Here is a 24547-nt window from a genome sequence, read left to right as displayed (position 1 = left end):
CCTATTTTCCGATGCAAAAGCTGGAAAAGATGACGTCCAGCAAATCTTCAACATCCACACGGCCCGTGAGCGATTCTGTCGCCCGAGCCGCTGTTCGAATCTCTTCCGCGATAAGATCGGTCATTCCCGTTTCGCTGTCCACGAGCGCAATCGCAGTATCCAACGCCTCACACCCACGCAGGAGCGCAATTCGATGACGTTCCCGCATTGCAACGCCAATACGAGCAGTCTTAGCAACCAGTCGCTCTTCAATCAGAGCAACAAGACGATCAATACCCGCGCCCGTCTTGCCTGAGACACCGATTTCAGAGCTATTAAACTGATCCTGCTTAGCCCGGACAATCAGCGTATCGTTATCAAAATGCTGTGAGATATCTTCAGCGATATCCAACATGTAGATAACAAGATCAGCAGCCTCAGCCCGTTTTCGCGCCAACTCGATCCCCAGACCTTCGACGATATCGTCGGTCTCACGCAGGCCAGCCGTATCCAGAACGGTGACTGGAAGACCACCCAAATCCATACGGACCTCGATCACATCGCGGGTCGTCCCAGCGATTTCCGAGGTAATCGCCGCCTCGCGCCCCGCCAGACGGTTAAGGAGTGTCGACTTTCCAACGTTCGGTGAACCAACAATCGCGACCTCAAAGCCATCACGAATACGTTCAGCGATGCGCACACCTTCGGCCTCGGCTTGCATTTCTGTTTGAACGCCGCGCAACAACTCGGTCACTTCAGGCATCACATCGACGGGTACGTCTTCATCGACGAAATCGATCGTTGCCTCGACCAACGCCGCCGCGCGAACTAGACGCTCTCGCCAAGCGATGACCTTATCACCCAAAGCTCCCTGAAACACACGAAGTGCTTGTTTTCGTTGTGCTTCTGTCTCTGCATCGATCAGATCAGCGAGGCCTTCAACCTGTGCGAGGTCGAGACGCCCGTTTTCAAGTGCACGCCGTGTGAATTCACCCGCTTCAGCCAGCCGAAGGCCATCGAAACCAGACAACTCGGACAAAACCGCTGCGATAATCGCGGGTGAACCGTGTAGTTGGAGCTCAACAACCTCTTCGCCTGTAAAACTCCGGCCCTTATCGAAAGTCAGAACCAAGGCTTCATCGATCAGATCGCCCTGCCCGTCCACGATCCGACGCAAGCCGCGACCCCGAGGGAGATCACGACACAACCGCCGTCCAGCTACGAACGCGAGAGCGCCCGAAATCCGGATGACAGCAACGCCTGCTTTGCCCGACGCCGTGGCCAGGGCATAGATCGTATCCATAACCAAATCCTCCTTGTGGGGATTAGCTATTCATTGAATCGAAGAAATCAGCGTTCGATTTGGTTTGTTTCAGCTTACCGATCAGGAATTCAATCGCATCGGTCGTGCCCATTGGGTTGAGGATACGACGCAGAACATAGGTTTTCTGCAGATCGACCTTATCCACGAGCAGATCTTCCTTACGGGTACCTGATTTGAGGATATCCATCGCTGGGAAGACGCGCTTATCAGCAACCTTACGGTCCAGAACGATTTCAGAGTTACCCGTACCTTTGAATTCTTCAAAGATAACCTCGTCCATACGCGATCCTGTATCGATCAGCGCGGTCGCGATGATGGTCAGCGAACCACCTTCTTCGATGTTACGAGCCGCACCGAAGAAGCGTTTCGGGCGTTGCAGTGCGTTTGCGTCCACACCACCCGTCAGAACCTTACCCGACGACGGAACGGTCGTGTTGAACGCACGGCCAAGACGCGTGATCGAGTCTAGCAGGATCACAACGTCACGTTTGTGTTCCACGAGGCGTTTCGCCTTCTCAATGACCATCTCGGATACGGCAACGTGGCGCGATGCCGGTTCGTCGAAAGTTGACGACACCACCTCGCCGCGCACAGAGCGCTGCATGTCGGTAACTTCTTCTGGGCGTTCATCGATCAGCAGAACGATGAGATAGCACTCAGGGTGGTTCTTTTCGATGCTGTGAGCGATATTCTGCAGCAATACCGTCTTACCAGTACGCGGTGGAGCCACGATCAACGAACGCTGACCTTTACCAATCGGCGCGACGAGGTCGATGATACGGGCCGAACGATCCTTAACGGTCGGATCTTCGATCTCCATTTTCAGGCGTTCATCGGGATAAAGCGGGGTCAGGTTGTCGAATGCAACTTTGTGACGCGCCTTTTCTGGGTCTTCAAAGTTGATCTTCTCAACGCTGGTGAGCGCGAAATAACGTTCGTTGTCGTTCGGTTCCTTGATCACACCCTCAACGGTATCGCCTGTACGTAGCGAAAACTGACGGATCATGTCAGGAGAGACGTAAATATCGTCAGGACCGGGCAGATAGTTCGCTTCTGGCGAACGCAAGAACCCGAAACCGTCCTGCAAAACTTCCAACACGCCATCGCCACCGATGATCCAGCCCTCATCTGCGCGTTCACGCAGGATCGAGAACATCATATCGCCCTTGCGCATGGTCGATGCGTTTTCGATTTCCAGCTCTTCAGCAACAGAAAGCAGGTCTTTGGGGCTTTTCGCCTTGAGATCGGCAAGGTTCAGGCGGTCTTGCGACATGACAAACCCTTTCGCGGCCATCCGGCCGGCATATTGGTAAATTTTACAGACAGAGTCCCCTTCGGACGAAAGGGCCCTTCTATTACGCGCAGGACCGCGCTGGAGTCAAATTTAGAATTTAAAGATGACCGAGAAGACGATGATCAACATCAGAACGGTCGGAACCTCGTTCATTAAACGATACTGGCGCCCTGTCAGCGTATTTTTCCCGTTTAAGAAATCCTTACGACGATAGCCAAGCCAATGATGGAACCATGTCATAGCAATCACGGACGCGCCTTTGGTGTAAGGCCAAACCATGTTCCACCCCACAACTCCGGGCGTGAAAACCAGCATTAAACCGAACATCCATGTGGCGATCATTGCAGGGTTCATGATCGCTCTCAGCAAAAGCCGCTCCTGATGCTGGAATAGCTTGTCCATATCGCTATCTGCTTCGACGCCCTGCTTTTTCAGGCCTTCAACGTGATAGACATACAAACGTGGAAGATAGAACAACCCAGCCATCCAAGACATGACCGAAACGATGTGCAGGCTCTTTGTCCAAAAATAGGACGCGCTTAGAGCGTCTTGAATCCAATCGATCATTCTTTGCCTCTCTCAGGTCTTCTTACTTAAATAAATAAAGAAAGAAGAAAGGATTTTGATTGTTGTACTGTGGATAACACAGCTATTCGCAATTTTCCCCAAGTTTATCCAGATACTCACAGGCATCCACAAGGTTGAAATCATCTGTGGATATAAAAATTAACAATGTTTAATAAGAGTTTAACGCATCATGCGCCAAATTGACTCTTGGAGCTGTCGGAGTCCTTTGTCGATTCTTGCTCTGCGTTTCACATGGCAAAGTTATCCTATCCCCATCTTGGTGAACTGTGCTGGAATCGGGAATGAATGACAGGCTATTTGCCCCCAGCGCCGTCAAGCCCTAAGAACTCCCCAAAGAACACCCAAACTCTCATCGGTTTATCCGCGGTTTTATCCACATGGCTGACCCTATCATCCTTGCATCCAGCTCTGAAATTCGGGCAACCCTGCTGCGCAACGCAGGGGTTCCTTTCACAACAGAAAAGCCCCGTGTCGACGAAGAGATGATCCGCGCCTCGTTAGAAGCAGAAGAAGCATCGCCTCGTGATATTGCAGATTTCCTTGCCGAAGCTAAAGCCCGAAAGGTGAGCCTAAAGGCCAACGGGGCATTGGTGGTTGGCTGTGATCAGGTTTTGGATTTCGACGGCTCCGTCATGTCAAAACCTGCAGACCCGTCCGAATGTCTCGCCCAACTAACCGCCCTGCGCGGCAAAACGCACCGTCTGCTTTCCGCTGCGGTCATCTATAAAGATGGTGAACCCCTCTGGCGGCACGTCGGTGTGGTGCGTTTAACGATGCGTGAGTTTTCAGACGACTATCTTTGCGATTATGTTGATCGCAATTGGGAGTCCGTCCGCTGGTCAGTCGGTGGATATAAGTTAGAAGAAGAAGGCGTGCGATTGATGTCGCGCATTGAAGGTGATTATTTCAACGTGCTCGGTCTCCCGATGATCGAGCTCCTAAACTATTTGACCGTCCGAGGAGCACTACCCGCATGAGCGACGTTAAGATCCCCCTAGCTGGTGTTATCGGCTGCCCTATTTCGCACTCGCGGTCTCCAATCCTCCATGGGTATTGGCTCAAGAAATACGGAATCGCAGGTCATTATGTTCCGATGCACGTCGAAGCTGCCGATTTCGAAGTTGCTGTCCGCAATATGCACAAGCTCGGATTTGTTGGCTGCAACGTAACGATCCCACATAAAATCCGCGCGATCGAAATTGCTGATGTTGTAACTGATCGTGCGTCAATGATCGGCGCCGCTAACACGCTGACCTTCCGTGATGGAAAAATCTACGCTGACAATACAGATGGATACGGTTTCACAGCTTCCATCTGGCAAGGTGCCCCAGACTGGCAGCCTGATGCGGGTCCGGCGCTTGTTTTAGGTGCAGGTGGAGCTGCTCGCGCTGTGATCACTGCGCTTTTGGACAGTGGCGTTCCTGAAATCCTACTCGCGAACCGCACGCGGACGAATGCTGAAGCGCTGAAAAACGATTTCGGGGCAAAGATTAAAGTCATCGAGTGGGTACAAGTCGCAGCGACCCTTGGTTCCGCCTCTACCGTGGTCAATACGACGTCGCTGGGCATGACGGGCGGCCCGGAGTTCAAAGTGAACCTTGATGGGCTGAAGCCAAAAACGATCGTTGCCGACATTGTTTACACTCCCCTGCGGACCACGCTCCTCGATGAGGCCGAAAAGGCTGGCTGTCATACCGTCGATGGCCTCGGAATGTTGCTCCATCAGGCGGTTCCAGGATTTGAACGCTGGTTCGGTCATCGTCCTGACGTGGACGACGAAACGCGGCGTGTGATTTTGGCATGACGTGGAAGCTTGGCCTGACCGGATCAATCGGGATGGGCAAATCCACGACGGCTGCCATGTTCCGCGATGACGGTGTGCCCGTTTGGGACGCAGACGCCACGGTTCATAAGCTCTACGCGAAAGGCGGTGCAGCTGTTCTGCCGATTGGACAAGAGTTCCCAGATGCCATCGTGGATGGGGCTGTTGATCGCGATCAACTCAAACAGATCATTGCGAAAGATGCGATGGCATTGCAGAAACTCGAAGCTATTGTTCATCCGCTCGTTGCAGCGGACAGAGCAGAGTTTTTAGATACTAATAAGGCTGAACTCGTCGTTTTTGACATCCCGCTTTTGTTCGAAACAGGTGCTGATACGTGGCTCGACTCCGTGTTGGTCGTGACCTGCCCGTCAGAGGTTCAGGCCAAACGCGTTTTGGATCGTGGAACGATGTCGTCTGAACAGTTTCAAATGATCCTATCGCGGCAAATGCCCGACGCCGAAAAACGCGCGCGCGCGGATCATGTTATTGAGACGCTGACGCTGGACGCGACCCGTTCCGCCGTGCGAAACCTGATTGCAGAGTTGAAAACAAGGCAGTCCCATGCGTGAGATCGTTCTCGATACAGAGACCACAGGATTTGAACCCCACAGTGGGGATCGCATTGTTGAAATCGGGTGTCTCGAACTGCTGAACCACATGCCTACAGGCAAAACGTTTCACGTTTATATCAACCCCGAACGGTCCATGCCAATGGACGCGTTCAAGATCCACGGCATCGGTCCTGACCTTCTTGAACCGCCGCAAGAGGCGCAACCGGGGCAGGTTAAGCTGCGGGACAAACCTTTGTTCGCCGAGATCGGCCAGAAATTCCTCGACTTCATTCAGGATTCAAAACTGGTCATCCACAACGCCAGCTTTGACATGAAATTCTTGAACGCAGAGTTGGGTTGGATGGGGTTGCCATTGATCCCGAACGATCAGGCTTTGGATACGCTGGCGATTGCCCGCAAGAAATTCCCAGGGTCGCCTGCCTCGCTTGATGCGCTGTGTCGTCGATTTGGCATCGACAACTCGAACCGCACGCTCCACGGCGCGCTGCTCGACTCTGAAATTTTGGCGGATGTATATCTCGAACTGATCGGGGGCCGTCAGCCTGACTTTGCTTTGGCAACGTCGTCGCAATCGTCGGGCAGAACAAATGTTGCGGAAGTGGACGATTGGCGACCAAAGCCGCGATCTACGCCCCTGCCCTCGCGGATCACCGAAGAGGAAGCCGCCGCCCATGCCGAATTTATCGGTAAGATGGGCGACAGCGCGCTTTGGAAAAAGCTTAGTTAGGCTGTGCGGGCGCTTCGGCTTGCTGAGCCTGAACGCGGCGAGCAATTTCACCACGGTAGATCGCAACGAAATCGATCGTGTCGAGGTTCACCGGCGGGAAGCCACCGTCACGGGTGACGTCAGATACGATGCGGCGAATGAACGGGAAGGTCAGGCGCGGGCATTCGATCATCAGGTAGGGGTGCATCTGGTCTTCCGGCACGCCTTCGATGTGGAACACACCAGAATATTCCAGCTCGAGAAGGAACAGCGGCTCTTTGTCAGCTTTGGTGTTCGACGAAACGGTTAGTTTCGTGATGACTTCGTACTGGTTGTCTGCACGTTTGCGCGCATCAAGGCTAACCTTCACACCCATTTCTGGCTGCGGATCACCCTTTACGCCCTTTTGAGCGAGGATGTTTTCGAACGACATGTCACGCACGAATTGTGCGATGATGCGGTTCTTGATTTGCGGCTGCTGCGCCGCTTCGGGGGTCTGGGTCTCGGCCATCGGGCAACTCCACATTTAAAAGGTCGGGGATTGTCTATCAGGCCTTTACCAGACCCTCAATGCTCATGGGCTGGTTAATGACGTGTCCATCCCGATGGATGGGTCGGATGTTTGTCTGGATCAACAGGTTCAAAGTCGCCGTCAATCACATCGTCATACCGTTGCTGTTGGCGCGGCGGCTCACCGAATTGGAACTTCTGAACGTTTACCTTGGTTCGCAGATACTGAAAAACGCGGCTCCGCACCTGCGGAATGAGCAGTAAGAACCCAACGGTGTCTGTGAAAAATCCAGGTGTCAGAAGCAGCGCCCCCGCAAACAGGATCATTGCACCACTGGCTAAGGACTCTGACGGGTCACTGAGGCTGCTAAAGCTCTGTCGCAGTTTACCGAGCTCTTTTGCGCCCTCGCTCCGCACCAAATTCGCACCGATGACGGCGGTCGCCAGCACGATGAGAAGCGTCCAAGCAAGCCCGATTGCTCCGCCAACAGAGATGAAAAGCGCGATCTCGATCATCGGAACGGCAACAAAAGGTATCAAAAGCCACATTATAAGTCCTTTCTGACCCGTGGTGGACTTGACCGGGCCTCTGCCATACATAAGTCGGGTGGGTAGCGTTTTGAATGCCCACCCAATGAACAAGAGGTTTTTCTTATGAACGGAGTCCTAATTCAGCTGCTGGTCCTAGCTGGCGTTGCTGTTTTCCTGATCCTACGCTTGCGCAGCGTTCTTGGGACCCGTGAGGGATTTGAAAAACCTGCCGTCACGCGAAACGAGGCGCCTGATCGTCGTGCCAATTTCGAGGTGATTGAGGGCGGCCCAGACCGTGACATCGTTGATAACGTTCCCGAAGCTAGCCCGGCGGCTGATGCTTTGGCTGCGATGAAGCGTGTTGACCCAGACTTCACCGTATCCGAGTTCCTGCAGGGTGCCCGTGGCGCGTATGAAATGATCCTCATGGCCTTTGAAAAAGGCGAAATTGCATCGATCCGCCCGTTTATTTCCGAGGACATTTATGACGCCTTCTCTGACGTGATCGCATCGCGTGAGGCCGAAGGTCTGACTGTCGAAGCCACCTTTATCGGGATTTCCGAGATTGCGGTTCAGGACGTTGAATTTAGCGCTGATACCAAAGAAGCCGAAGTCGCAATCCGCTTTACGGGCGAATACACTTACACAGTTCGTGATAAGGCTGGTGACATCATCGAAGGTGGACCAAATAGCACCAAACGTCAGCGCGATGTCTGGACATTTGCACGCGCTATGGGCAGCAACGATCCGAACTGGGTCCTTGTGTCTACAGGTGAATAATGCGGCGGGTCGGGCACGCGATAGCGTTCTGTCTGACCCTATTTTCGGGGGCGGCGATGGCCGAAACGACCTACACGCTTCTTGATTTTTCGGACTTGAACGGTTGGGCAGAGGATGATCATTCCGCTGCCTTTACTGCATTCAAAGAAACCTGCGACCTGATGAGCGATCCCGAATGGACGACGCTCTGTAATCTGTCCAACGACGTGTCCGATGCCCGAGGATTTTTCGAGCTGTTCTTTAAGCCCGTTATGGCCACCGATGGTGAACCGATGCTGTTCACGGGGTATTTTGAGCCTGAACTGCGTGGCAGCCTTCAGCGAACGGCGACCTTTCGCTACCCGATTTACCGCCTACCCCGCGCCCTGCCCCCAACTGGTCCTTGGTTGACGCGCCAAGAGATCGAAGAGAACGGCGCTCTAGCGTCCCAAGGGCTTGAGATCGCGTGGCTCGCTGATCCAGTTGATCGGTTTTTTCTGCAGGTCCAAGGGTCAGGTCGTATTCGCCTCCAAGACGGTTCTGTGATCCGTGTGGGATATGCAGGGAACAACCGACGCCCCTATTCGTCAATCGGTCAGGAACTGATCCGACGTGGCATCTATAGCGAACATCAGGTCAGTGCGACGGTCATTCGGAATTGGGTCCGCAATAACCCAGACGAAGGCCGCGCCCTGCTTTGGACCAACGAAAGCTACGTGTTCTTTCGCAACGTGACCGAGGTTCCCGCTGAAAAAGGACCTCTTGGCGCGATGAACAGGTCCATTTCGGCCATGCGCTCTATCGCTGTTGATCCAGCCTACACGACGCTTGGCGCACCTGTGTGGATCGAACGTCACGGCGCAAATCCGATGAACCGTTTGATGATTGCCCAAGACACTGGCTCTGCGATCAAGGGTGCACAGCGGGCTGATATCTTTATCGGCACGGGCGTTGAGGCTGGTCTGGAAGCGGGCGAAATAAAGGATACGGGTCGCATGATCATGCTTTTGCCGATCCAGATGGCCTATGCATTGGTCCCCGAGGTCATCTGATGGCCCGCCGTCGCCGTCAGCTTACCGCTGAAGAAAAAGCCCTTTGGGATCAGGTGGCTAGCACTACAACGCGTTTAGCACCTGAGGCCCCGACAGTTGCGCCCGATGAACCTGTTCGGGCTCCGTCCCATCATCCTGTTCCAGCACCCGCGCCGATCCCTCGGTTTCGAGTTGGGGCAAAGGTGGATCTAAAACCCAAACACAGTATAGCCGCCCCGATTCACGAGGCCCTAGCCGCTGCGCCCGTTTCGATGGACCACAAAACCCACCGCAAGATGACCAAGGGCAAACTTTCCCCAGATGCGCGGATCGACTTGCACGGCATGACCCTAAACGAGGCGCATGGTGAGCTGACCCACTTCATCCTGTCATCGCATGAAAAAGGGCATCGATTGGTCTTGGTCATCACGGGGAAAGGCAAGGATCGTGACGAAGGCGGTCCGATCCCAACGCGCATGGGCGTTCTGCGGCATCAAGTACCACAGTGGCTCCGTCTGCCGCCGTTGGGGCGGTTGGTTCTGCAGACGACGCCCGCCCACCTCAAACACGGCGGGCATGGCGCGTATTACGTTTACCTGCGGCGTACGCGCTTAGGTTACAGCACGTAGCGGCTCATATCGGTGGAGCGTGACAACTCACCAACGTTCGCTTCGACATAGGCCGCATCGATTTTGACGGATTCACCCGACCGATCTGGCGCGTTGAAGGACAGTTCTTCGAATACCCGTTCAATGATGGTGTAGAGACGCCGCGCACCGATGTTTTCGACCGATTTGTTGACCGTCGCCGCGATATTCGCGATCGCTGCGATCCCATCCTCGGTGAATTCGACAGTGACGTCCTCGGTGCCCATCAGAGCCGAATATTGCAGTGTCAGCGCATTGTCCGTTTCCGTCAAAATACGAACGAAGTCACCTTCGGTCAGGTCATTCAATTCAACCCGAATGGGCAAACGACCCTGCAATTCAGGCAGTAGGTCCGACGGTTTCGCAACGTGGAACGCACCCGACGCGATGAACAGGATGTGGTCGGTCTTAACGGGACCGTTCTTGGTCGACACCGTCGTGCCTTCAATCAGCGGAAGCAGGTCGCGCTGCACGCCTTCGCGGCTCACGTCAGCACCACGCGCGTCTGCACGGGCGCACACCTTGTCGATTTCGTCCAAGAACACGATGCCGCTTTGCTCAACGGCCTCAATCGCGGTCTTCTTAACCAGTTCGTCGTCGAGCAGCTTATCGGCTTCTTCCGAAACGAGCACATCATAGCTCTCAGCCACGGTGAGCTTTTTCTTCACCGATCGTTGGAATGCCTTACCGAACAGATCACCGAGGTTCATCATACCGCCCATCTGCGGCTGACCAGGGATTTCAAAGCCACCCATCGGGTTTGATGTGTCCTGAATTTCCAACTCAATAATAGTTTGATCCAACTCGCCAGAGCGGAGCTTGCGGCGGAACGCCTCGCGAGTGCCATCGCGAGCCTCGGTCCCTGCAATCGCGTCGATCACGCGCTCTTCGGCAGCGCGCTGCGCGTTTGCCCGAACGTCCTCGCGCATGAATTCACGGGTTTGCAGGATCGCAATATCAACCAGATCGCGGATGATCTGTTCCACATCGCGGCCTACATAACCGACTTCGGTGAATTTTGTGGCTTCGACCTTAATGAACGGGGCGCGGGCGAGTTTTGCCAGACGACGGCTGATCTCTGTTTTACCGACGCCAGTTGGTCCAATCATCAGGATGTTCTTTGGGTAGACCTCATCGCGCAGATCATCGCCTAATTGTTTGCGGCGCCAACGGTTGCGAAGCGCAACGGCGACGGCGCGTTTGGCCTCATTCTGGCCGATAATAAAACGATCAAGCTCGGATACGATCTCGCGCGGGGTAAGGTCTGTCATGGTGTCCTCTTTTCAACACTTCCGATCTAGGCATCTGAGCGGCAAAAACCAACCCGCACTGTCGTGTTGGATTTGTATATATACGTGATAACCTGTGATCGGAGGACGAAAGATGACCGAGAACCTACCGAAGAAAAAGATCATGGTTCGGCGCGTCACCTCGCCAGTGCGTCCGCGTGCAACCGAAGAGAACGCACCGCAGGTATCCAGTTGGGAAGATAGCCCCCTCGACCTTCCCGAACCCAAACAGGCCATTTCCCTGCGTGTCGATCGGGACGTTTTGGAGTTCTTTAAATCAGGGGGAAAAGGGTATCAGACCCGCATGAACGCTGTCCTGCGGGCCTATATGAAATCTCATAAACGCTGATTAAGCTTTGATTTTTTCGACGGTCAGTTTGCCGTTGGTATAAACACAAATGTCTGCCGCAATCGCCATCGCATCTCGTGCAACCGTCTCTGCGTCTTTATCGGTGTCCATCATTGCTCGTGCTGCAGCGAGGGCAAAGTTCCCGCCAGAGCCAATTGCGGCCACGTCGTGTTCTGGTTCCAGAACGTCACCTGCTCCCGTGATCACGAACAAATCCTTACCGTCCGTGACAATCAGCATCGCTTCAAGTTTCTGAAGGTATTTGTCCGTCCGCCAATCTTTGGCGAGGTCCACGCTGGCGCGCATCAATTGACCGGGTGTCGCCTCTAGTTTTTTCTCAAGCCGTTCCAGCAGGGTAAACGCATCCGCTGTTGATCCAGCAAAGCCACAGACAACGTCCTGACCCCCGGGGGACAAACGGCGCACTTTGCGTGCGGTGCCTTTGATAACGGTTTGACCGAGGCTCACCTGACCGTCACCCGCGACGACAACCTCGCCGCCTTTGCGCACGCCGATAATCGTCGTGCCGTGCCATCCGGGGAATTCGCTCTCTGCCATATCGGGCCTCCTGTCGTTTGTTCCTATATGGCGGGCAGGGCGCATCGGAACAAGAGCAACGCAAAAGGGCGCCGGTTAGGGCGCCCTTTCGAAAGGATAGGGTGGTTAGATTAGATCGAGTCTTCGATCCAAGCCTGCAGTGCCGCTTTCGGCGCAGCGCCTGCTTTGTTGGCGACAACTTCGCCGCCTTTGAAAACGAACAGAGCCGGAATACCGCGCACACCCAGCTGAGCAGGGGAATTCGGGTTTTCGTCTACGTTCACTTTGACGATCTTAACTTTACCGTCCATTTCAGCAGACAGCTCTTCGAGAGCGGGGCCGATCATGCGGCACGGGCCACACCATTCAGCCCAGAAGTCTACGACGACGGGAATATCGGACTGACGCACTTCGGCGTCAAAAGTTGCATCGGTGACAGCTACGGTGGCCATTTGTCTCTCCTACAGGATGTCGGGGCAGAAGGTATGCAGACCCCAACAGATGGTCAAGGCGTAGCGGCACGACGCAACGCCGCCATGACAATTTCAGATGGCAAATTCATCAGTTTTCTTGTCGTCGTCCATAGGATCGAGCAGTCTATCTGACGATCAGGATAAATTTGCGATAGTGCCGCGTAATAGGCCCCCATTTGGCGCAGGACACCTTCGGGGATTTGCTCGGGCTGTTCGGGCACGATGCGATTTGTTTTGAAATCCACGCAGGTTACGCGATCTTTGGAAATGATCAGCCTGTCGATTGCGCCATGAATCCGCCCGCCAAGTTCAGCCAGGTCAGCAGTGATTTCGACCTCAGCCAACGTATCGGACGCAAAAACAGGAGCCAAATCAGGATTGCCCAACATCGCAATCACATCATTGAGAAGTTTATCGCGATCCTCGACTAAACCAATGTCCTCATCGCCTGACATAAGCGCCTGACCGATCCGAGGGCGTTCAGATTCGGGGTGGCTCGGCAGATGTTCGAGCAGCATGTGAACCATGCGACCGCGGGCAAGCGCCACTTCTTTATCCCCGTCTATGATTTCCCCTGCGAGTGCTTTCGCCCCGCCCAAATCAGAAGGAGAAATCGTTGAGGCGCGTTGTGGGGGTGCGTCGACGACTGGTAAATTAGGAATAGTGATGGTTGCTTTAAATTCTTCGATTGTAGAATTAAGTTCTAAACCACTCCAATCGTGCACAGAATAACGGAGAATATCCATTCCACCGAATGGCACCGTCTCAGCGCCCATATGCTCCATCGCTGAACCAACGATGTCATACCATGCCTCTGTGTTGTCTTTGACATCACCAGCGCCACAAAGAATGAGCCATTTCTCGGCCCGCGTTAGCGCCACATAGAGCAGCCGTCGACGTTCACGGATTTCTGCTGCCTTCGCGTCGTCGATTAGGGGGGCGATCGCCTCTGGCGTTTCCTCGCTCAGCGGTCGCCAAATGGGTCCGACTTCTGACTTCAGAATACTACCACGCGCTTTGACGTCCCGCGTCTGGGTTTCTGGCAAAATTACAATCGGCGCTTCGAGGCCTTTGGACCCGTGAACAGTCATCACGCGGATTTCGTCGCTGTCGCCGTCCATCTGCCGCTTTACGGTGACGTCTTCGGCCTCCATCCAGTGCAGGAAACCCGTGAGGCTCGGCACCGTGCCTTGTTCGTAAGAAAGCGCCTGAGACAAGAGCGCGTCGATGGCGTCCTCAGCCTCGGCCCCCAATTGCCGAACGAGCGCTTTGCGCCCGCCGTGGCGGGTTAGAATGCGTTCGATCAGATCATAGGGACGCAAAAAGTCAGCGCGGTTCCGTAAATCATGCAGGACGGCGAGCGTTTTTCCGTGCTGTTCGGTTTGGTCGCGCAACGCTGCCCATAGGTCGCGGCTACGACCATAGGCGAGGGTAAAGAGGTCCTGTTCAGACCACCCAAACAGTGGCGATTTAAGGGCCGCGGCGAGGGACAGATCATCCTCTGCCAAGGCGATAAAGCGCAGGAGCGCGAGGATATCCTTAACCGCCAGTTGGTCGTTCAGGATCAATCGGTCGGCGCCGGCAATTGGGAGGTTCAGATCCTTACACGCGCGGATGATTTCGTTGAACAAAGTCTTGCGCCGCTGGACGAGGATCAGGATGTCACCGGGCCGCACAGGACGTCGATGATAGGTGCCCGTTTTTCCGTTTTCCGCTGGAATAGTCTCTGTCTCCAGCATCACCTTAATATTCTGTGCGATGCGTTGAGACAGCTGAACATCAGCCTCTTCATCACTGACGAGGTCATGCGGATCGTGCCAATCGTTCTTTTCTGGCTTCTCGGTTTTCTCCACAAACGGCCAAAGATCGACGCGCCCCGGCATCTCGGACTTAAAGGCGCTGTGGATCACCTCATCGCTGAGACCTTCGGCCAAATCGCCAGTGAATGCATGGTCCACGAACGACAGGATCGCGTGAGAGGAACGGAACGAATACTGAAGCTCTGTCGTATTCAGAGGCGTTTCTGTGTTTTCCAGAGCCGCATCAAAATACAGGCGCATGTCGTCGAATTTCTCGGGGTCCGCGCCTTGGAATGAATAGATCGACTGTTTTTTATCGCCGACTACGAAAATGGTGCGTTGCTGATCGGCACGGGCCCCTTCGCCAGCGGCAAATTCACCTGCCAGCGCTTTAACCACGTCCCATTGCGCTGGGCTGGTGTCTTGGGCCTCGTCCACCAGAATGTGGTCAATCCCACCGTCCAGTTTGAACAACACCCATTCCGCCACTTCCGAGCGTTTCAAAAGATCGCGTGTTTTTAGGATAAGATCGTCGAAATCGAGCAAGCCACGCTGAACCTTGCGGTTCTCATAGGCGGGAATGAATACCTTCGCAAAATCGTAGAGGAGCATGGTGCGGTCGAGCGCAGCACAGGCCTTGAGGTGTTGGAAGGCAGCGGCCGTTCGATCCATCCACGCATGAAGATCGTCGATCACGGGGGCGAAAGCGTCGACCGCTTTTGTGTGATTTGATTGTGGGTAGTTGACCGACTTTGAGGTATTCTTTCCCGCGTATAGGAATTCAGAAAAAAGGGTCGAAAGCAGGGCAAAATCTGGATTTTTGTAATCGAGCGACTTCAGCGTCACTGCGAATTTCTTGTAGGTATCGGTCGTTGAAGCCGCGCATTGAACGATCTCTTCCGCTAACGCATCTTCGCCTCCGATCAGTGCGATTGAGATAGCGTCAGATGGCTGTGCGCCTGCGGGCAAGCCAAACCCAACCGCCAGATCATCACGGGTCACATCACGTTGAAAGTCGTCCTTGAACCGCAGCACATCCTTGGCCAGTGCCATCAGCTGATCGTCGGATACGTGCTTGGCCACGGCGTCGATCACACGGGCGTCAGGGCCTTCTGCAATTTGGTCGAGGACTTCGGCGCGCAGTAGCTCTGCCGCACGATCTTCCATCTCTGCAAACTGCGGAGAGACGGAAGCCTCTAGCGGAAACCGTCGCAGGATCGACGAACAGAACGAGTGAATGGTTTGAATACGCAGCCCACCCGGAACCTCGATCGCGGTCGCAAACAGACGACGAGCATCGGCGAGCTCTTCGGTCGTTAGGCCACCTTCGACACCCATATCGAGTAAGTCCTGCCGAAGTTTGTCGTCGGGCATCATTGCCCATTCGCCGAGGCGCTTGAACAGACGGTTCTGCATCTCTGCTGCGGCGGCCTTGGTGTAGGTCAGACACAGAATATGCGAGGGATCGACCTTATCGAGGAGCAGCCGCGCCACGCGGTCCGTCAGAACCCGTGTTTTGCCCGACCCAGCGTTTGCCGAAACCCAAGTCGATGCCCGTGGATTGGCGGCGGCAATTTGGCGAAGTGTTGCGTCGTCCTTCATTTCAGAACCTCCGCTTTGGGCGCTTGGCTGAGGTTCCATTCACCATATCGCGCAAGGTGATCGTAATCGCTGCCATAGGCCGAGGTTTCGGCGGCCATCATCGCCGTGTATCCCCGCGCAGGATCGGTCCAGGCTTTGATCAGGAGTTGGAACTTCATCCATTCATCATCGACGGATAGATCCTCTATCGAATCTTTGCGCTTCTTCGGGGAGGCATCCGTCAGGATCGGCGCACGAACCGATTTTGCACCCGCTTTGATTGGGATGAATTCCGCATCCAAGGCCTCTTTGCGGCCAATGTCATTGAACGCGCCCAGCGCAACCATGGCCGCCTCAAGGATAAGCTGTTTGTCAAAGTAGAGCTGCTGTTTCTCGCTCGGCGGGGTGCCCGTTTTGTAATCGTAAAGGATGACCCGACCGTCGTCGGTCTTATCAATTCGGTCGGCCTTGCCTTTGAGTTTGAAATCAAGGTCGGGGAGGGTGATTTCCCCCCACGCTTCGAGCTTGGCAGGAGCACCGCGTTTCCGACGGTCAACTTCGGTCGAGAGGAACCAATCCGCAGCGCTGTCCATCCGCGCATACCAAAGTCGCCGTGTCGCAGGCCAAGGACATTGCGCCTCCAGTTCGTCTTTGGTGAGTTGCATCAAACGATCACGCGCCGCAGGAGTGGCGGGATCATGATCCTCGCTGATGAACTTCTGCAGGACGTCGTGGATGATGTTACCGCGCAACGGGGCATCCGCCGTGGGAACCAGAGGGTTTAGCGCATAAAGCCCGAGCACCTTTTTCGCGTAGATTGCATATGGATCGCGGATCAGCGTTTGGATTTGCGTGACGGATAGCTCTTTGGGCCGAGCCTCGATAGGCGGGCAGGGCGATGGTCGGGGCGCAGGGGTGCCGCGTGGTTTGTCGGCCGCGCTGATGGCTTCGGCGGTTTTGATCCACTTCGACCCGCGCTCTCGCATCGCCTTTAGCGCCTCGGGTCCAGACTGATCCGCAAGACCGTCGAGCAGGTTGGTCAATCGGTTCACCCAGCGCGATGGCACGGTCTGGGCTTCCTCGGATCGCGCTGCACGGGTGATCCAGACTTCCTTGGCTGCGATGGCTTGCTGATAGTCGTGGGCGGACAGACCAATGCGGCGTTCGGGCAGCAAAAGACCCGATTTCAGCCGCATATCCCTGTTCAACCACGGATCAGGCGTTGGCGTTTCAGGCCACGTACCATCGTTCATTCCGCCCAAAATCACCAAGTCGGCGCTTTGAACACGGGCTTCTAGTGTCCCCCAAAACAGAATGTTTGGATGGCTGATGTCGGGATTGCGGACTTCGGCACCTGACAAAATCGACCCAACAATCCCACTATAGTCACGTGCCGACAGCGCACCACCGTGTTCGGCGTGCAGCGTAAGATCAGCCATCACCGCCTTAACCTTACGACCAGCGGCTTCGTCCCAGAGCCCACTTTCGCCAGCCAGCGGGCCAGCGGCAAAGGCTTCGGTCAGCGCGAGATGCTGCGCCACGTGATCAGGAAGCGGCAGATCATCGTCAGGCTTTGGCCCGCTATGGATTTGATCGAGCAACCCCGCGATCCATTCGGCCCAATCTTTTTGTGCATCCTTTTCTGCCCACCCGCGCAGGTCGGCACCCGTTGGATAGGCTGGGCCTTTCTTGCGAATTGAGAGCTCCAGTTCGTTCGTTAGACGGACATGGTCGCCACGGTTCCCACCCGATGACACCAGGGGATGTTTCAACAGCGTGAGGAGGCTTTCGCCCGTGATTTGATCGACACGCAAACCAGCGACCTGACGCAGCAATCGCCCCGGCGCGGAAAGGTGCAAAGGTTGACCTGCAGAGTCATCTGGAACGATGTTCCAGCGATCCAACGCTGCCGCCACCTGACGGGTGAGCATTCGGTCGGGTGTGATCAGCGCGGCCGTTATCCCTTCGTCCATTGCAGCGCGGAGCCGTAACGCAATCGTTTCGGCCTCTGATCTTGGAGAGGGCGCCTCGACCAAGGTCACGTTCTCCATCGCGCTGGGTAGGTCGCCTAACTCTTTGCCGTCAGTCAGCCATTGATCGGTCACAGGGGCAGGGCGCAGCGATAGCGAAATCACCCGATTACGCGCTGCGCTAAACACTTCGGTCGTGTCCCAAGGCCGTATGTCCGAAATCGAAAGGTCTAGCCGCTCCATCAGCAGTTTAAAGCGGTACTGGGGATGGTCCTCAAACTGTCGTCTGTCGGTCATGGCGTCCCAAATTGCGGGGGGCATGTCATAATCCACACCAGGGAGGATCACCGCGCCTTGGGGCAGGCGTGATACGGCCTCCATCAACATCGCGGTTGCGCCACGCGAGCCTGTCGAACCCGCGATAATGATCGGGTGCGTCGGGGGCGTGTCAGACCAACGGGTAATGAGGCGTTCGATCACCATGCGCTGACGGGCTTCGACGTCAGGTGGCGACTTAAGAAAATCAAAATACTTGAGAACGATTCCGATAAATTTCTTGGAGCGATCCCAGTGGCCTGACCTATCTGTCACGTCTAGGTCCAAGATGATCTGTGGATTGATCCCCTCACCATGCATTTCGTCCATCAGTTTGGCGAGGCTGTCTGAGAGCGCGTAGAGTGCCGAACGCGGTGCTAATTCAGGCTCCTTTGAGAGCAAGTTGCTCACAAGTGGCGCCAACTCCAACCGACGACGCAGGCTCGCAACGGGGGGCGGCACGTCTATTGCCACAGGATCGCGCGCGAGATCAGTGACCAGACGCAGTCGTGGCAATAGTCCCGCAGGACCATTGTCGAAAACCTCGCGCGTTCGGCGCTGCATGCGACGTGTGTTCAGGAAGATCTCAACCTTGGCGACCTCTTCGGGCGGCATCCCCCGCAGCCGCTCCATCACGCCTTTGGTTAGGGAGTCAGCGAAATCCACCCCAGGGGGCAGGCCAAAAATGCGAGGCTTATCGGTCGGTTCAAACATCATCACTCAACATCCCTTCGGCCACCGCGATGCTTTCTGGGCGGCCAACGTCACACCATTTACCATTATACTCGACGCCGTAGAGCGTTCCTCTAGCCAGCATCCGATTCCAGAGTTCCCACATAGAGAACGACTGTTCCATGACCTCATCCAGATCGGCCGTTCGAATGATCTGGCAGCCCGTATAGATCGCGCCAGCGCCACGGCGAATTCGCCCTGCCTCATCAGTCAGGAAATCACCCTGACCCGTATGACCGAGCGCGTTGTCCTTGCTGACGAGCAAAAGCAAGCCATCCATGTCATCGCGCCAATGTTGGCGCAGCGTGTCAAAGGGGTTGTCGCCGCGCCAAACCGCATCGGTGTTCATCGTGAAAACTGGCCCATCGCCTAGCAACGGCAAAGCATGTTTCAAACCGCCGCCTGTTTCGCGCAGCAGATCGGTTTCGTCCGAGATGTGTAGGTCGGCAGGGACGGCATCGCGGATTTGTTCTGCCTTGTAATGCACGTTCACCACGCAAGTGAGTCCTTCCGCCAGATCGAGCGCATGAAACAAGAGCGGCTTGCCCGCAACATTCACCATCGGCTTGGGCCTGTCGTTTGTCAGTGGCGCCATTCGGGTGCCGAGGCCAGCAGCAAAGAACAATGCGGAATTGGGCGTCATATGGTCAGGTCCGGAAGGATCAATTCGGAAAGGTCGCGCAATTCTGGATGAGCCAGATCGCGTCTGAGGTGGTCGATCACGCGCGGGATCAGCGGCTTATATTTCAGCTTTTTGTCACGCCGCACCAGTCGAGCGAAAATACCGAGGATGCGGAGGTTTCTCTGAACAGCGATCGTCGAAAATGCTGCCATATCGATGTCTTTGGTCAGTGCTTCAACCGTGCGATCAGATACGTCCCGCCGCGCATCGCGCAGTAGCGACACGAGATCATATAAGGGGTGCGCTAAAAACGCGTCCTGAAAATCAAGGAGGCCGACGCGATCGGTTCCCTGTTTTTCAGGACGCCAAATCAGGTTCTCGGCGTGAAAATCCCGTAGCGACAGGGTGTAGGTGTGCGGGGCTAAACGCTCTAACGCGGCCTTCATTGCAACGGCGATTTTCAACCCATCAGCGCTGGGCGAAAACCATTCGGAATAAAGCCCAACCATGTCAGCGCCGACCTCGGGCGTCATCGTTTTCAGACCGGCTGGCGCAGGGGATGCGCCGATTTTTTGGATACAGTCCGCAGCGGCTTGATACAGGGTCAGCTCATCTGCATCACCCGCCGCAATCCAATCGGCAAAGTGACGAGGGCCGAGATCGCCAATGATTGCGAGGCCTGCCATTTCATCGCATTTCAGGATCTCTGGCGGACATAGCCCAATGCCTGCGAGGTGGTCTGCAATTTGCAAAAACGGCGCGAGGTGCTCACCAGCTTCGGGCGGCGCGATCATCAGGATCACGCTGTCACCATCGGGACTGGTGAGCCGTCGATAACTACGGGCAGAGGCATCGCCCGCGACAGGCGTTTGGTGCCAGTTTTGCCAACGCGTCCCGTCGAGAAATGCAGAAACTTCAGACATCGATTGCGCCCAAACGTGTTTCCCAATTAGCAGGGCCAACAAACGTGACATGGTGCGGATCGGCGGCCACAAACCGCAAAGTTAGAGCCGATTTTGGCGCAAGATCGGCCAACCGATCCGGCCATTCGATCAGACAAATCGCGGTTTCGAATGCTTCGTCTAGACCAAGCTCGATCGCCTCATCGGGGTGGCTAAGTCGATAGAGGTCACAGTGCCAGATATCGACGTCGTCCTCGTAGGTTTGAACCAATGTAAAGGTTGGCGACGGTACGTCCTCTTCGTAGCCAAGGCGGGCGCGGATAAGGGCACGTGAAAAAGCGGTTTTGCCAGCGCCGATGTCCCCTTCGAGGAGTAATACATCGCCAGCTCGCAAAATCGGTGCGATCCGCTGTGCGAGCGCATCGGTGTCCTCTTCGGACGGTAGCAAAACTGGGCCTTTGGTAAATGTCATACCCCCAAACTAAGGGTTGGTGGTGCACTCGCAAGAGGCAATCAACCCTGTGCCGCCCAAAGTGCGATGACGGCTTCGCGCCCAGACTTGCTATCGCCCGTGTGACGGAACCGAACGAGCGTCGCACCGTTGGGCATAGGGCGGGTACTGCATTCCAGCAATCGACCATCATTGTGGCGAATGGTATCGCTCCAGACCTGAGAAGATCGGTTAGGGCCACCATCTTCGCGCAGCCTCGTCCAGATTGGTGTTGGGGCGGTGGCATCCTGCCAAATGCGCGATTCATCAAGTAGCGTAGACCCAACAAAGGGCGCAGTTTTTGTGTAGTGCCAAAGCTGATGATAGCTTTGGTTCGACATGACCAAAGTTCCAGCCGCCGAAAAGACCGCGATTGCGTCATCGAGGTTATCCATGACGGCCTGGCCTGTTTCGATCTGCGCCTCAAATCGACGAGTGAGCGAGATTTCAGAGGTTACGTCTTCAACGAGAAATGCCAATGCACCGTCAGGATGGGGTCGTCCGACAATTCTGTACACTTGGCCGTTGGGCAGTTCCCAATTCATCGAATACAGGCCTGCTTTGGCTTCCTTCTCGAGCGAGACAATCTGATCGCGCCATGATCGCTTATCTGCTGCAACATGGATGTTCTTTTGGTCCCGAAGCCTGTCGAAAAAGGTGTGCAGTTTGGGCCGAGCAGCTAGGAAATCGGCAGGGATTTCGGTCAGATCATGAAGGGCAGGGTTGAAGACGATCAATTCGCGGTCGCTGTTGAAAATGGCCAAACCCACGGACAGTTGGGCAAAGGTTTTGACCAAGGTTTGCACGTAGCTTCGCTGGGTTTCTTCGGCTTTCGTCACCTTTGTAACATCGACGGCAAAGTGGATCGTTTCGGCGTTGCGATGCGCCTTTGTGACTTCAAACCATTTTGGCGGCCGACCAGTGCCCAGATCAATGCTGTGACGTGTTGGGATAAGGTCGTCTTGGGCATCGAGGTTAGAAAACAACTCCGCAGGTGGCCATGGTGGGATATCTGTCTCTGCACAGCCGGCCACCTGCGCGGCGAGGTCGAGGTAGCTGCGGTTGGCCCAAGTGATTGTCCCTATGTCATCCTGTTTCCAGATCAACTGAGGTGCGCTTTCTGCTATTCCCCGCAGGGTATGAAGCTCGTCCTCAATCGAAGTGAGTGTCGCGATATCGACGGCAGTTCGGCGTCGAAATCCTTCTTGATATGTAACGCGGATGATCCCGTCACTTAGTTCGACCTCCAGTCGTAAATCTGGGTCTGAGGGGGATGTCAGCACCTTTGACCCACCTGATTGGATCGACGACATCGTGGTCCGGAGTTGCGGAAAATTCGCCGCAAAGAAACCGAGGAAGCGATCCCAATCCGTCTTCTCTGTCGCCCTGCGGCGCAGGAGGGCACGCGCAGATGGAGTCGCGTCAATCAATCGTGTCTCGTCAAAGAGAAACACGATCTCATCTTCGGCTTCGCGGATCATGGCGCGCGCGCTTTGGTTTTTCTGATCCAAGAACCGCGCCAGAACGGCAACGATCAGTCCCGCCGCCGCGACAGAGATGAGGCAGAGCCCAAAAAGATACATGCCCGACATCGGTCGAATCCCCTGTTAGCAACAAAGGAACTTTTGCGGATCAGGGTTAATTGCGCGTTAATCGCCAAAGGGCAGGTTTTCTCCCAAACCGCCAGGGCGGTCGCCCTTGGACGGGTCGATCTGGTCGCGGTTCCATGTGACGGCGACCAAAGCCCCACCGAGCGACCCGCCATTTGCAAAATCGAGCCGCGCGCCTGACCGTTCCAGCAGCGTTTTCGCGATAAACAGGCCCAGACCCATGCCTTCATACCCTGGGCGGCTTGTGTCCTCGCGTCGCCGCATGAACGGATCACCGATGCGGGCGAGAATAGCGGACGGATAGCCCGGCCCATCGTCCGAAATGCGCACACTAACGGATCTGTCGGTCCATGTGCTTTCGATCAGGACCTTATCAGACGAAAAATCGACCGCATTTTGAACAAGGTTGCGAAGTCCATGCACGATCTCTGGCCGACGTTCGATGATCGGTTGGCGTGCAGGCATTTCTGTTTCGTCAGAGATCACGAACTCCAACCGTTTGCCGCGCATCAGGTGGGGTTCAGCGGCCTCTCGCAAAAGACCCTCCAACGGAACGCGGCGCATGTGCAGGTCGTCTTTACCTGCGCGGCCCATCGACCGAAGGATCGCAGTGCAGCGATTGGCTTGTTCCCCGATCAGGCGCACATCGTCGGCGAGGTCTGGATCATCGCCTAGTTCATCCAACAATTCACCGCTGACCAACTTAATCGTGGCGAGAGGCGTTCCCAATTCATGCGCGGCAGCAGCGACAACACCACCCAAATCGGTGAGCTTTTGTTCACGCGCGAGAGCCATTTGCGTAGCCAGCAGCGCGTCGGACATTTCGTGGATCTCAGAGGTGATCAGACGCGCATAAGCGCCAAGGAAAACAACGCCAATCACAAGCGCGACCCAGAATCCGAACCGAAAGAGGTCGGGCATTTGCAATACGTCACCTGCCATTGAGCGCAGCGGTATATGCCACGCGGCGAGGGCGGTCAGAATGAGGATCGTGATGATCCCGAGGATCGCCGTATCGCGGAGCCGCAAGAAAGTTGCTGCGATGGTAACAGGCGCCAGAACCAACAGGGCAAACGGGTTGTTTAAACCGCCCGTGAGATACAACAGCAGACACAACTGCAGCAAATCGAAGAGAAGCATCAGCATCGCTTCGAGTTCGGACAGACGCTTTGTTTCGGGATACAGGAAGGTTGAAAACAGGTTGGCGATGATCGATGCACCGATTGCCATCGCAGCAAGGCCAACTTCGAGGTCGAGGCCCAAAATTCGCACCGAAACAACGAGCGCGATGATCTGGCCTAGAATGGCGATCCACCGCAAAATGACCAAGGTCCGTAAGCGGACCCAGCTGCTTCTCTCGCGATCGTGATGTTTGATTTGCCGGTCAGGGATCATTTTCGTCCAATCTGCGTCATGCTGAACTATTGTTATTTGGACCCGCAGCGGCAATCAATGCGCGACCAAAGGAGAGTTCGATGGAAAAGAAAATTGCACTAGCCGCCGTATCGGTTGCAGCGTTGTTCATTGGTGGCACCCTTGCCGTGGTGAAATTGAACGCGCCCGATCAGGATTTCGCCCAATGTGGTGCGACTGCAGTCGCTGGCAGTTCTGTCGGCGGTCCGTTTGAGCTGGTGAATAAGGACGGTGTGACAGTCACCGATGCTGACGTTATCACAGGTCCGACCGTTTTGTATTTTGGCTACACCTTCTGCCCAGATGTTTGCCCTCTCGACAACATGCGCAATTCTCAGGCGGTTCAGATCCTTGATGAAAAAGGGATTTCTGTCACGCCAGTCTTTATCTCCATCGACCCTGAGCGGGACACCCCAGAACGCGTGGGCGAGTTTGCCTATAACTTCCACGACCGTATGATCGGCCTCACGGGGACGCCAGAACAGACCGACGCAGCCTCCAAAGCCTATCGGACGTATTACCAGAAAGAGGCGAATGGCGATCCTGAGTATTACCTCGTGGATCACTCTGTTCAGTCCTATTTCAACATCCCGGGCTATGGTGTGATCGACGTTTTCGGTCACAACGACACTCCTGAAAATGTGGCGCAAAGGATGGAGTGCTTGATCGAAATGGTCGGTGCGAATTGACCTTGGGGGC

24 protein-coding genes are annotated in these 24547 nt (G+C 55.3%); 9 read left to right on the top strand and 15 right to left on the bottom strand.

The window, feature by feature from the left end; all coding sequences use genetic code 11:
* Position 1: 1 nt before the first annotated feature.
* The 3 genes from mnmE to AC07ED_RS14470 all read right to left on the bottom strand — a co-directional run bounded on the left by mnmE (position 2) and on the right by AC07ED_RS14470 (position 3164).
* Entirely contained in the window at positions 2-1282 is a 1281-nt protein-coding gene (mnmE, locus tag AC07ED_RS14480; protein WP_105236189.1) for a tRNA uridine-5-carboxymethylaminomethyl(34) synthesis GTPase MnmE, read from the bottom strand.
* Between the two features lie 22 nt (positions 1283-1304).
* Positions 1305-2576 (bottom strand): transcription termination factor Rho, encoded by a 1272-nt coding sequence (gene rho / locus AC07ED_RS14475; protein WP_067552437.1) that lies wholly within the window; start codon positions 2574-2576, stop codon positions 1305-1307.
* Between the two features lie 111 nt (positions 2577-2687).
* Positions 2688-3164: a CopD family protein gene (locus tag AC07ED_RS14470; RefSeq protein WP_105236190.1), complete on the bottom strand. Its 477-nt coding sequence runs from the start codon at positions 3162-3164 to the stop codon at positions 2688-2690.
* 398 nt (positions 3165-3562) lie between these two features.
* On the opposite strand from AC07ED_RS14470, the gene AC07ED_RS14465 reads away from it, so the two are divergent.
* The 4 genes from AC07ED_RS14465 to dnaQ are packed head-to-tail and all read left to right on the top strand — an operon-like array spanning position 3563 to position 6309.
* Positions 3563-4162, top strand: coding sequence for a Maf family protein (locus tag AC07ED_RS14465; protein WP_105236191.1), 600 nt, complete (start codon positions 3563-3565; stop codon positions 4160-4162).
* A complete protein-coding gene (locus AC07ED_RS14460) occupies positions 4159-4989 on the top strand; it encodes a shikimate dehydrogenase (protein WP_105236192.1) in 831 nt (276 codons plus the stop codon). Before AC07ED_RS14465 ends, AC07ED_RS14460 begins: the two co-directional genes overlap by 4 nt.
* On the top strand, positions 4986-5579 hold the full coding sequence (gene coaE / locus AC07ED_RS14455) for a dephospho-CoA kinase (RefSeq protein WP_105236193.1): 594 nt from the start codon (positions 4986-4988) through the stop codon (positions 5577-5579). Before AC07ED_RS14460 ends, coaE begins: the two co-directional genes overlap by 4 nt.
* On the top strand, positions 5572-6309 hold the full coding sequence (dnaQ, locus tag AC07ED_RS14450) for a DNA polymerase III subunit epsilon (protein ID WP_105236194.1): 738 nt from the start codon (positions 5572-5574) through the stop codon (positions 6307-6309). Before coaE ends, dnaQ begins: the two co-directional genes overlap by 8 nt.
* Here dnaQ and secB read toward each other — a convergent pair.
* Positions 6302-6799, bottom strand: a complete 498-nt coding sequence (gene secB / locus AC07ED_RS14445) for a protein-export chaperone SecB (RefSeq protein WP_067552434.1) — start codon at positions 6797-6799, stop codon at positions 6302-6304. The genes dnaQ and secB overlap by 8 nt on opposite strands.
* 74 nt (positions 6800-6873) lie before the next feature.
* The gene (locus AC07ED_RS14440) at positions 6874-7347 is read right to left on the bottom strand and encodes an FxsA family protein (RefSeq protein WP_105236195.1); all 474 of its coding nucleotides are present in this window, start codon (positions 7345-7347) and stop codon (positions 6874-6876) included.
* A 105-nt stretch (positions 7348-7452) separates the two neighbouring features.
* Here AC07ED_RS14440 and AC07ED_RS14435 point away from each other — a divergent pair, with 105 nt between their 5' ends.
* Genes AC07ED_RS14435 through AC07ED_RS14425 form a run of 3 tightly spaced genes read left to right on the top strand, consistent with a single transcriptional unit; the run spans position 7453 to position 9748 of the window.
* Positions 7453-8109, top strand: coding sequence for a Tim44/TimA family putative adaptor protein (locus AC07ED_RS14435; protein ID WP_105236196.1), 657 nt, complete (start codon positions 7453-7455; stop codon positions 8107-8109).
* 56 nt (positions 8110-8165) lie between these two features.
* Positions 8166-9140: a murein transglycosylase A gene (mltA, locus tag AC07ED_RS14430; protein WP_105236437.1), complete on the top strand. Its 975-nt coding sequence runs from the start codon at positions 8166-8168 to the stop codon at positions 9138-9140.
* A complete protein-coding gene (locus tag AC07ED_RS14425; protein WP_105236197.1) occupies positions 9140-9748 on the top strand; it encodes a Smr/MutS family protein in 609 nt (202 codons plus the stop codon). The genes mltA and AC07ED_RS14425 overlap by 1 nt, the downstream gene beginning before the upstream one ends.
* Here AC07ED_RS14425 and hslU read toward each other — a convergent pair.
* A complete protein-coding gene (gene hslU / locus AC07ED_RS14420) occupies positions 9736-11037 on the bottom strand; it encodes an ATP-dependent protease ATPase subunit HslU (RefSeq protein ID WP_105236198.1) in 1302 nt (433 codons plus the stop codon). The two genes, AC07ED_RS14425 and hslU, sit on opposite strands and share 13 nt — an antisense overlap.
* 112 nt (positions 11038-11149) lie before the next feature.
* Here hslU and AC07ED_RS14415 point away from each other — a divergent pair, with 112 nt between their 5' ends.
* Complete coding sequence (locus AC07ED_RS14415) at positions 11150-11404, top strand: BrnA antitoxin family protein (RefSeq protein WP_105236199.1); 255 nt, start codon at positions 11150-11152, stop codon at positions 11402-11404.
* Here AC07ED_RS14415 and hslV read toward each other — a convergent pair whose 3' ends face one another.
* The 9 genes from hslV to regB all read right to left on the bottom strand — a co-directional run bounded on the left by hslV (position 11405) and on the right by regB (position 23830).
* The gene (hslV, locus tag AC07ED_RS14410) at positions 11405-11962 is read right to left on the bottom strand and encodes an ATP-dependent protease subunit HslV (RefSeq protein WP_105236200.1); all 558 of its coding nucleotides are present in this window, start codon (positions 11960-11962) and stop codon (positions 11405-11407) included.
* Positions 11963-12072: 110 nt separating this feature from the next.
* Positions 12073-12393 carry a thioredoxin gene (gene trxA / locus AC07ED_RS14405; protein ID WP_067552369.1) on the bottom strand — a complete coding sequence of 107 codons (321 nt, stop codon included), beginning with the start codon at positions 12391-12393 and terminating at the stop codon, positions 12073-12075.
* A gap of 53 nt (positions 12394-12446) precedes the next feature.
* The gene (gene addA / locus AC07ED_RS14400) at positions 12447-15815 is read right to left on the bottom strand and encodes a double-strand break repair helicase AddA (RefSeq protein WP_105236201.1); all 3369 of its coding nucleotides are present in this window, start codon (positions 15813-15815) and stop codon (positions 12447-12449) included.
* Positions 15812-18796, bottom strand: a complete 2985-nt coding sequence (addB, locus tag AC07ED_RS14395; protein WP_167668776.1) for a double-strand break repair protein AddB — start codon at positions 18794-18796, stop codon at positions 15812-15814. The genes addA and addB overlap by 4 nt, the downstream gene beginning before the upstream one ends.
* Positions 18786-19454, bottom strand: a complete 669-nt coding sequence (locus tag AC07ED_RS14390; protein WP_105236202.1) for a nucleotidyltransferase family protein — start codon at positions 19452-19454, stop codon at positions 18786-18788. Before AC07ED_RS14390 ends, addB begins: the two co-directional genes overlap by 11 nt.
* A complete protein-coding gene (locus AC07ED_RS14385) occupies positions 19451-20356 on the bottom strand; it encodes a phosphotransferase (RefSeq protein ID WP_105236203.1) in 906 nt (301 codons plus the stop codon). Before AC07ED_RS14385 ends, AC07ED_RS14390 begins: the two co-directional genes overlap by 4 nt.
* Positions 20349-20807 carry a tRNA (adenosine(37)-N6)-threonylcarbamoyltransferase complex ATPase subunit type 1 TsaE gene (gene tsaE / locus AC07ED_RS14380; protein WP_105236204.1) on the bottom strand — a complete coding sequence of 153 codons (459 nt, stop codon included), beginning with the start codon at positions 20805-20807 and terminating at the stop codon, positions 20349-20351. Before tsaE ends, AC07ED_RS14385 begins: the two co-directional genes overlap by 8 nt.
* Positions 20808-20848: 41 nt before the next feature.
* Complete coding sequence (locus AC07ED_RS14375; RefSeq protein ID WP_105236205.1) at positions 20849-22417, bottom strand: PAS-domain containing protein; 1569 nt, start codon at positions 22415-22417, stop codon at positions 20849-20851.
* Positions 22418-22474: 57 nt separating this feature from the next.
* Complete coding sequence (gene regB / locus AC07ED_RS14370; RefSeq protein ID WP_105236206.1) at positions 22475-23830, bottom strand: sensor histidine kinase RegB; 1356 nt, start codon at positions 23828-23830, stop codon at positions 22475-22477.
* 80 nt (positions 23831-23910) lie between these two features.
* Between regB and AC07ED_RS14365 the strand changes: the two genes are divergently transcribed.
* Positions 23911-24537, top strand: a complete 627-nt coding sequence (locus AC07ED_RS14365; RefSeq protein ID WP_105236207.1) for an SCO family protein — start codon at positions 23911-23913, stop codon at positions 24535-24537.
* Positions 24538-24547 lie beyond the last annotated feature (10 nt).

The organism is Aestuarium zhoushanense, from assembly GCF_056431045.1.
This window is presented reverse-complemented; position numbering and strand designations above follow the sequence as displayed.

Bases quoted from the DNA above. Each gene is read 5' to 3' on its own strand.
- mnmE (WP_105236189.1), bottom strand. From the start codon at position 1,282: ATGGATACGATCTATGCCCTGGCCACGGCGTCGGGCAAAGCAGGCGTT.
- rho (WP_067552437.1), bottom strand. From the start codon at position 2,576: ATGTCGCAAGACCGCCTGAACCTTGCCGATCTCAAGGCGAAAAGCCCC.
- AC07ED_RS14470 (WP_105236190.1), bottom strand. From the start codon at position 3,164: ATGATCGATTGGATTCAAGACGCTCTAAGCGCGTCCTATTTTTGGACA.
- AC07ED_RS14465 (WP_105236191.1), top strand. From the start codon at position 3,563: ATGGCTGACCCTATCATCCTTGCATCCAGCTCTGAAATTCGGGCAACC.
- AC07ED_RS14460 (WP_105236192.1), top strand. From the start codon at position 4,159: ATGAGCGACGTTAAGATCCCCCTAGCTGGTGTTATCGGCTGCCCTATT.
- coaE (WP_105236193.1), top strand. From the start codon at position 4,986: ATGACGTGGAAGCTTGGCCTGACCGGATCAATCGGGATGGGCAAATCC.
- dnaQ (WP_105236194.1), top strand. From the start codon at position 5,572: ATGCGTGAGATCGTTCTCGATACAGAGACCACAGGATTTGAACCCCAC.
- secB (WP_067552434.1), bottom strand. From the start codon at position 6,799: ATGGCCGAGACCCAGACCCCCGAAGCGGCGCAGCAGCCGCAAATCAAG.
- AC07ED_RS14440 (WP_105236195.1), bottom strand. From the start codon at position 7,347: ATGTGGCTTTTGATACCTTTTGTTGCCGTTCCGATGATCGAGATCGCG.
- AC07ED_RS14435 (WP_105236196.1), top strand. From the start codon at position 7,453: ATGAACGGAGTCCTAATTCAGCTGCTGGTCCTAGCTGGCGTTGCTGTT.
- mltA (WP_105236437.1), top strand. From the start codon at position 8,166: ATGGCCGAAACGACCTACACGCTTCTTGATTTTTCGGACTTGAACGGT.
- AC07ED_RS14425 (WP_105236197.1), top strand. From the start codon at position 9,140: ATGGCCCGCCGTCGCCGTCAGCTTACCGCTGAAGAAAAAGCCCTTTGG.
- hslU (WP_105236198.1), bottom strand. From the start codon at position 11,037: ATGACAGACCTTACCCCGCGCGAGATCGTATCCGAGCTTGATCGTTTT.
- AC07ED_RS14415 (WP_105236199.1), top strand. From the start codon at position 11,150: ATGACCGAGAACCTACCGAAGAAAAAGATCATGGTTCGGCGCGTCACC.
- hslV (WP_105236200.1), bottom strand. From the start codon at position 11,962: ATGGCAGAGAGCGAATTCCCCGGATGGCACGGCACGACGATTATCGGC.
- trxA (WP_067552369.1), bottom strand. From the start codon at position 12,393: ATGGCCACCGTAGCTGTCACCGATGCAACTTTTGACGCCGAAGTGCGT.
- addA (WP_105236201.1), bottom strand. From the start codon at position 15,815: ATGAAGGACGACGCAACACTTCGCCAAATTGCCGCCGCCAATCCACGG.
- addB (WP_167668776.1), bottom strand. From the start codon at position 18,796: ATGATGTTTGAACCGACCGATAAGCCTCGCATTTTTGGCCTGCCCCCT.
- AC07ED_RS14390 (WP_105236202.1), bottom strand. From the start codon at position 19,454: ATGACGCCCAATTCCGCATTGTTCTTTGCTGCTGGCCTCGGCACCCGA.
- AC07ED_RS14385 (WP_105236203.1), bottom strand. From the start codon at position 20,356: ATGTCTGAAGTTTCTGCATTTCTCGACGGGACGCGTTGGCAAAACTGG.
- tsaE (WP_105236204.1), bottom strand. From the start codon at position 20,807: ATGACATTTACCAAAGGCCCAGTTTTGCTACCGTCCGAAGAGGACACC.
- AC07ED_RS14375 (WP_105236205.1), bottom strand. From the start codon at position 22,417: ATGTCGGGCATGTATCTTTTTGGGCTCTGCCTCATCTCTGTCGCGGCG.
- regB (WP_105236206.1), bottom strand. From the start codon at position 23,830: ATGATCCCTGACCGGCAAATCAAACATCACGATCGCGAGAGAAGCAGC.
- AC07ED_RS14365 (WP_105236207.1), top strand. From the start codon at position 23,911: ATGGAAAAGAAAATTGCACTAGCCGCCGTATCGGTTGCAGCGTTGTTC.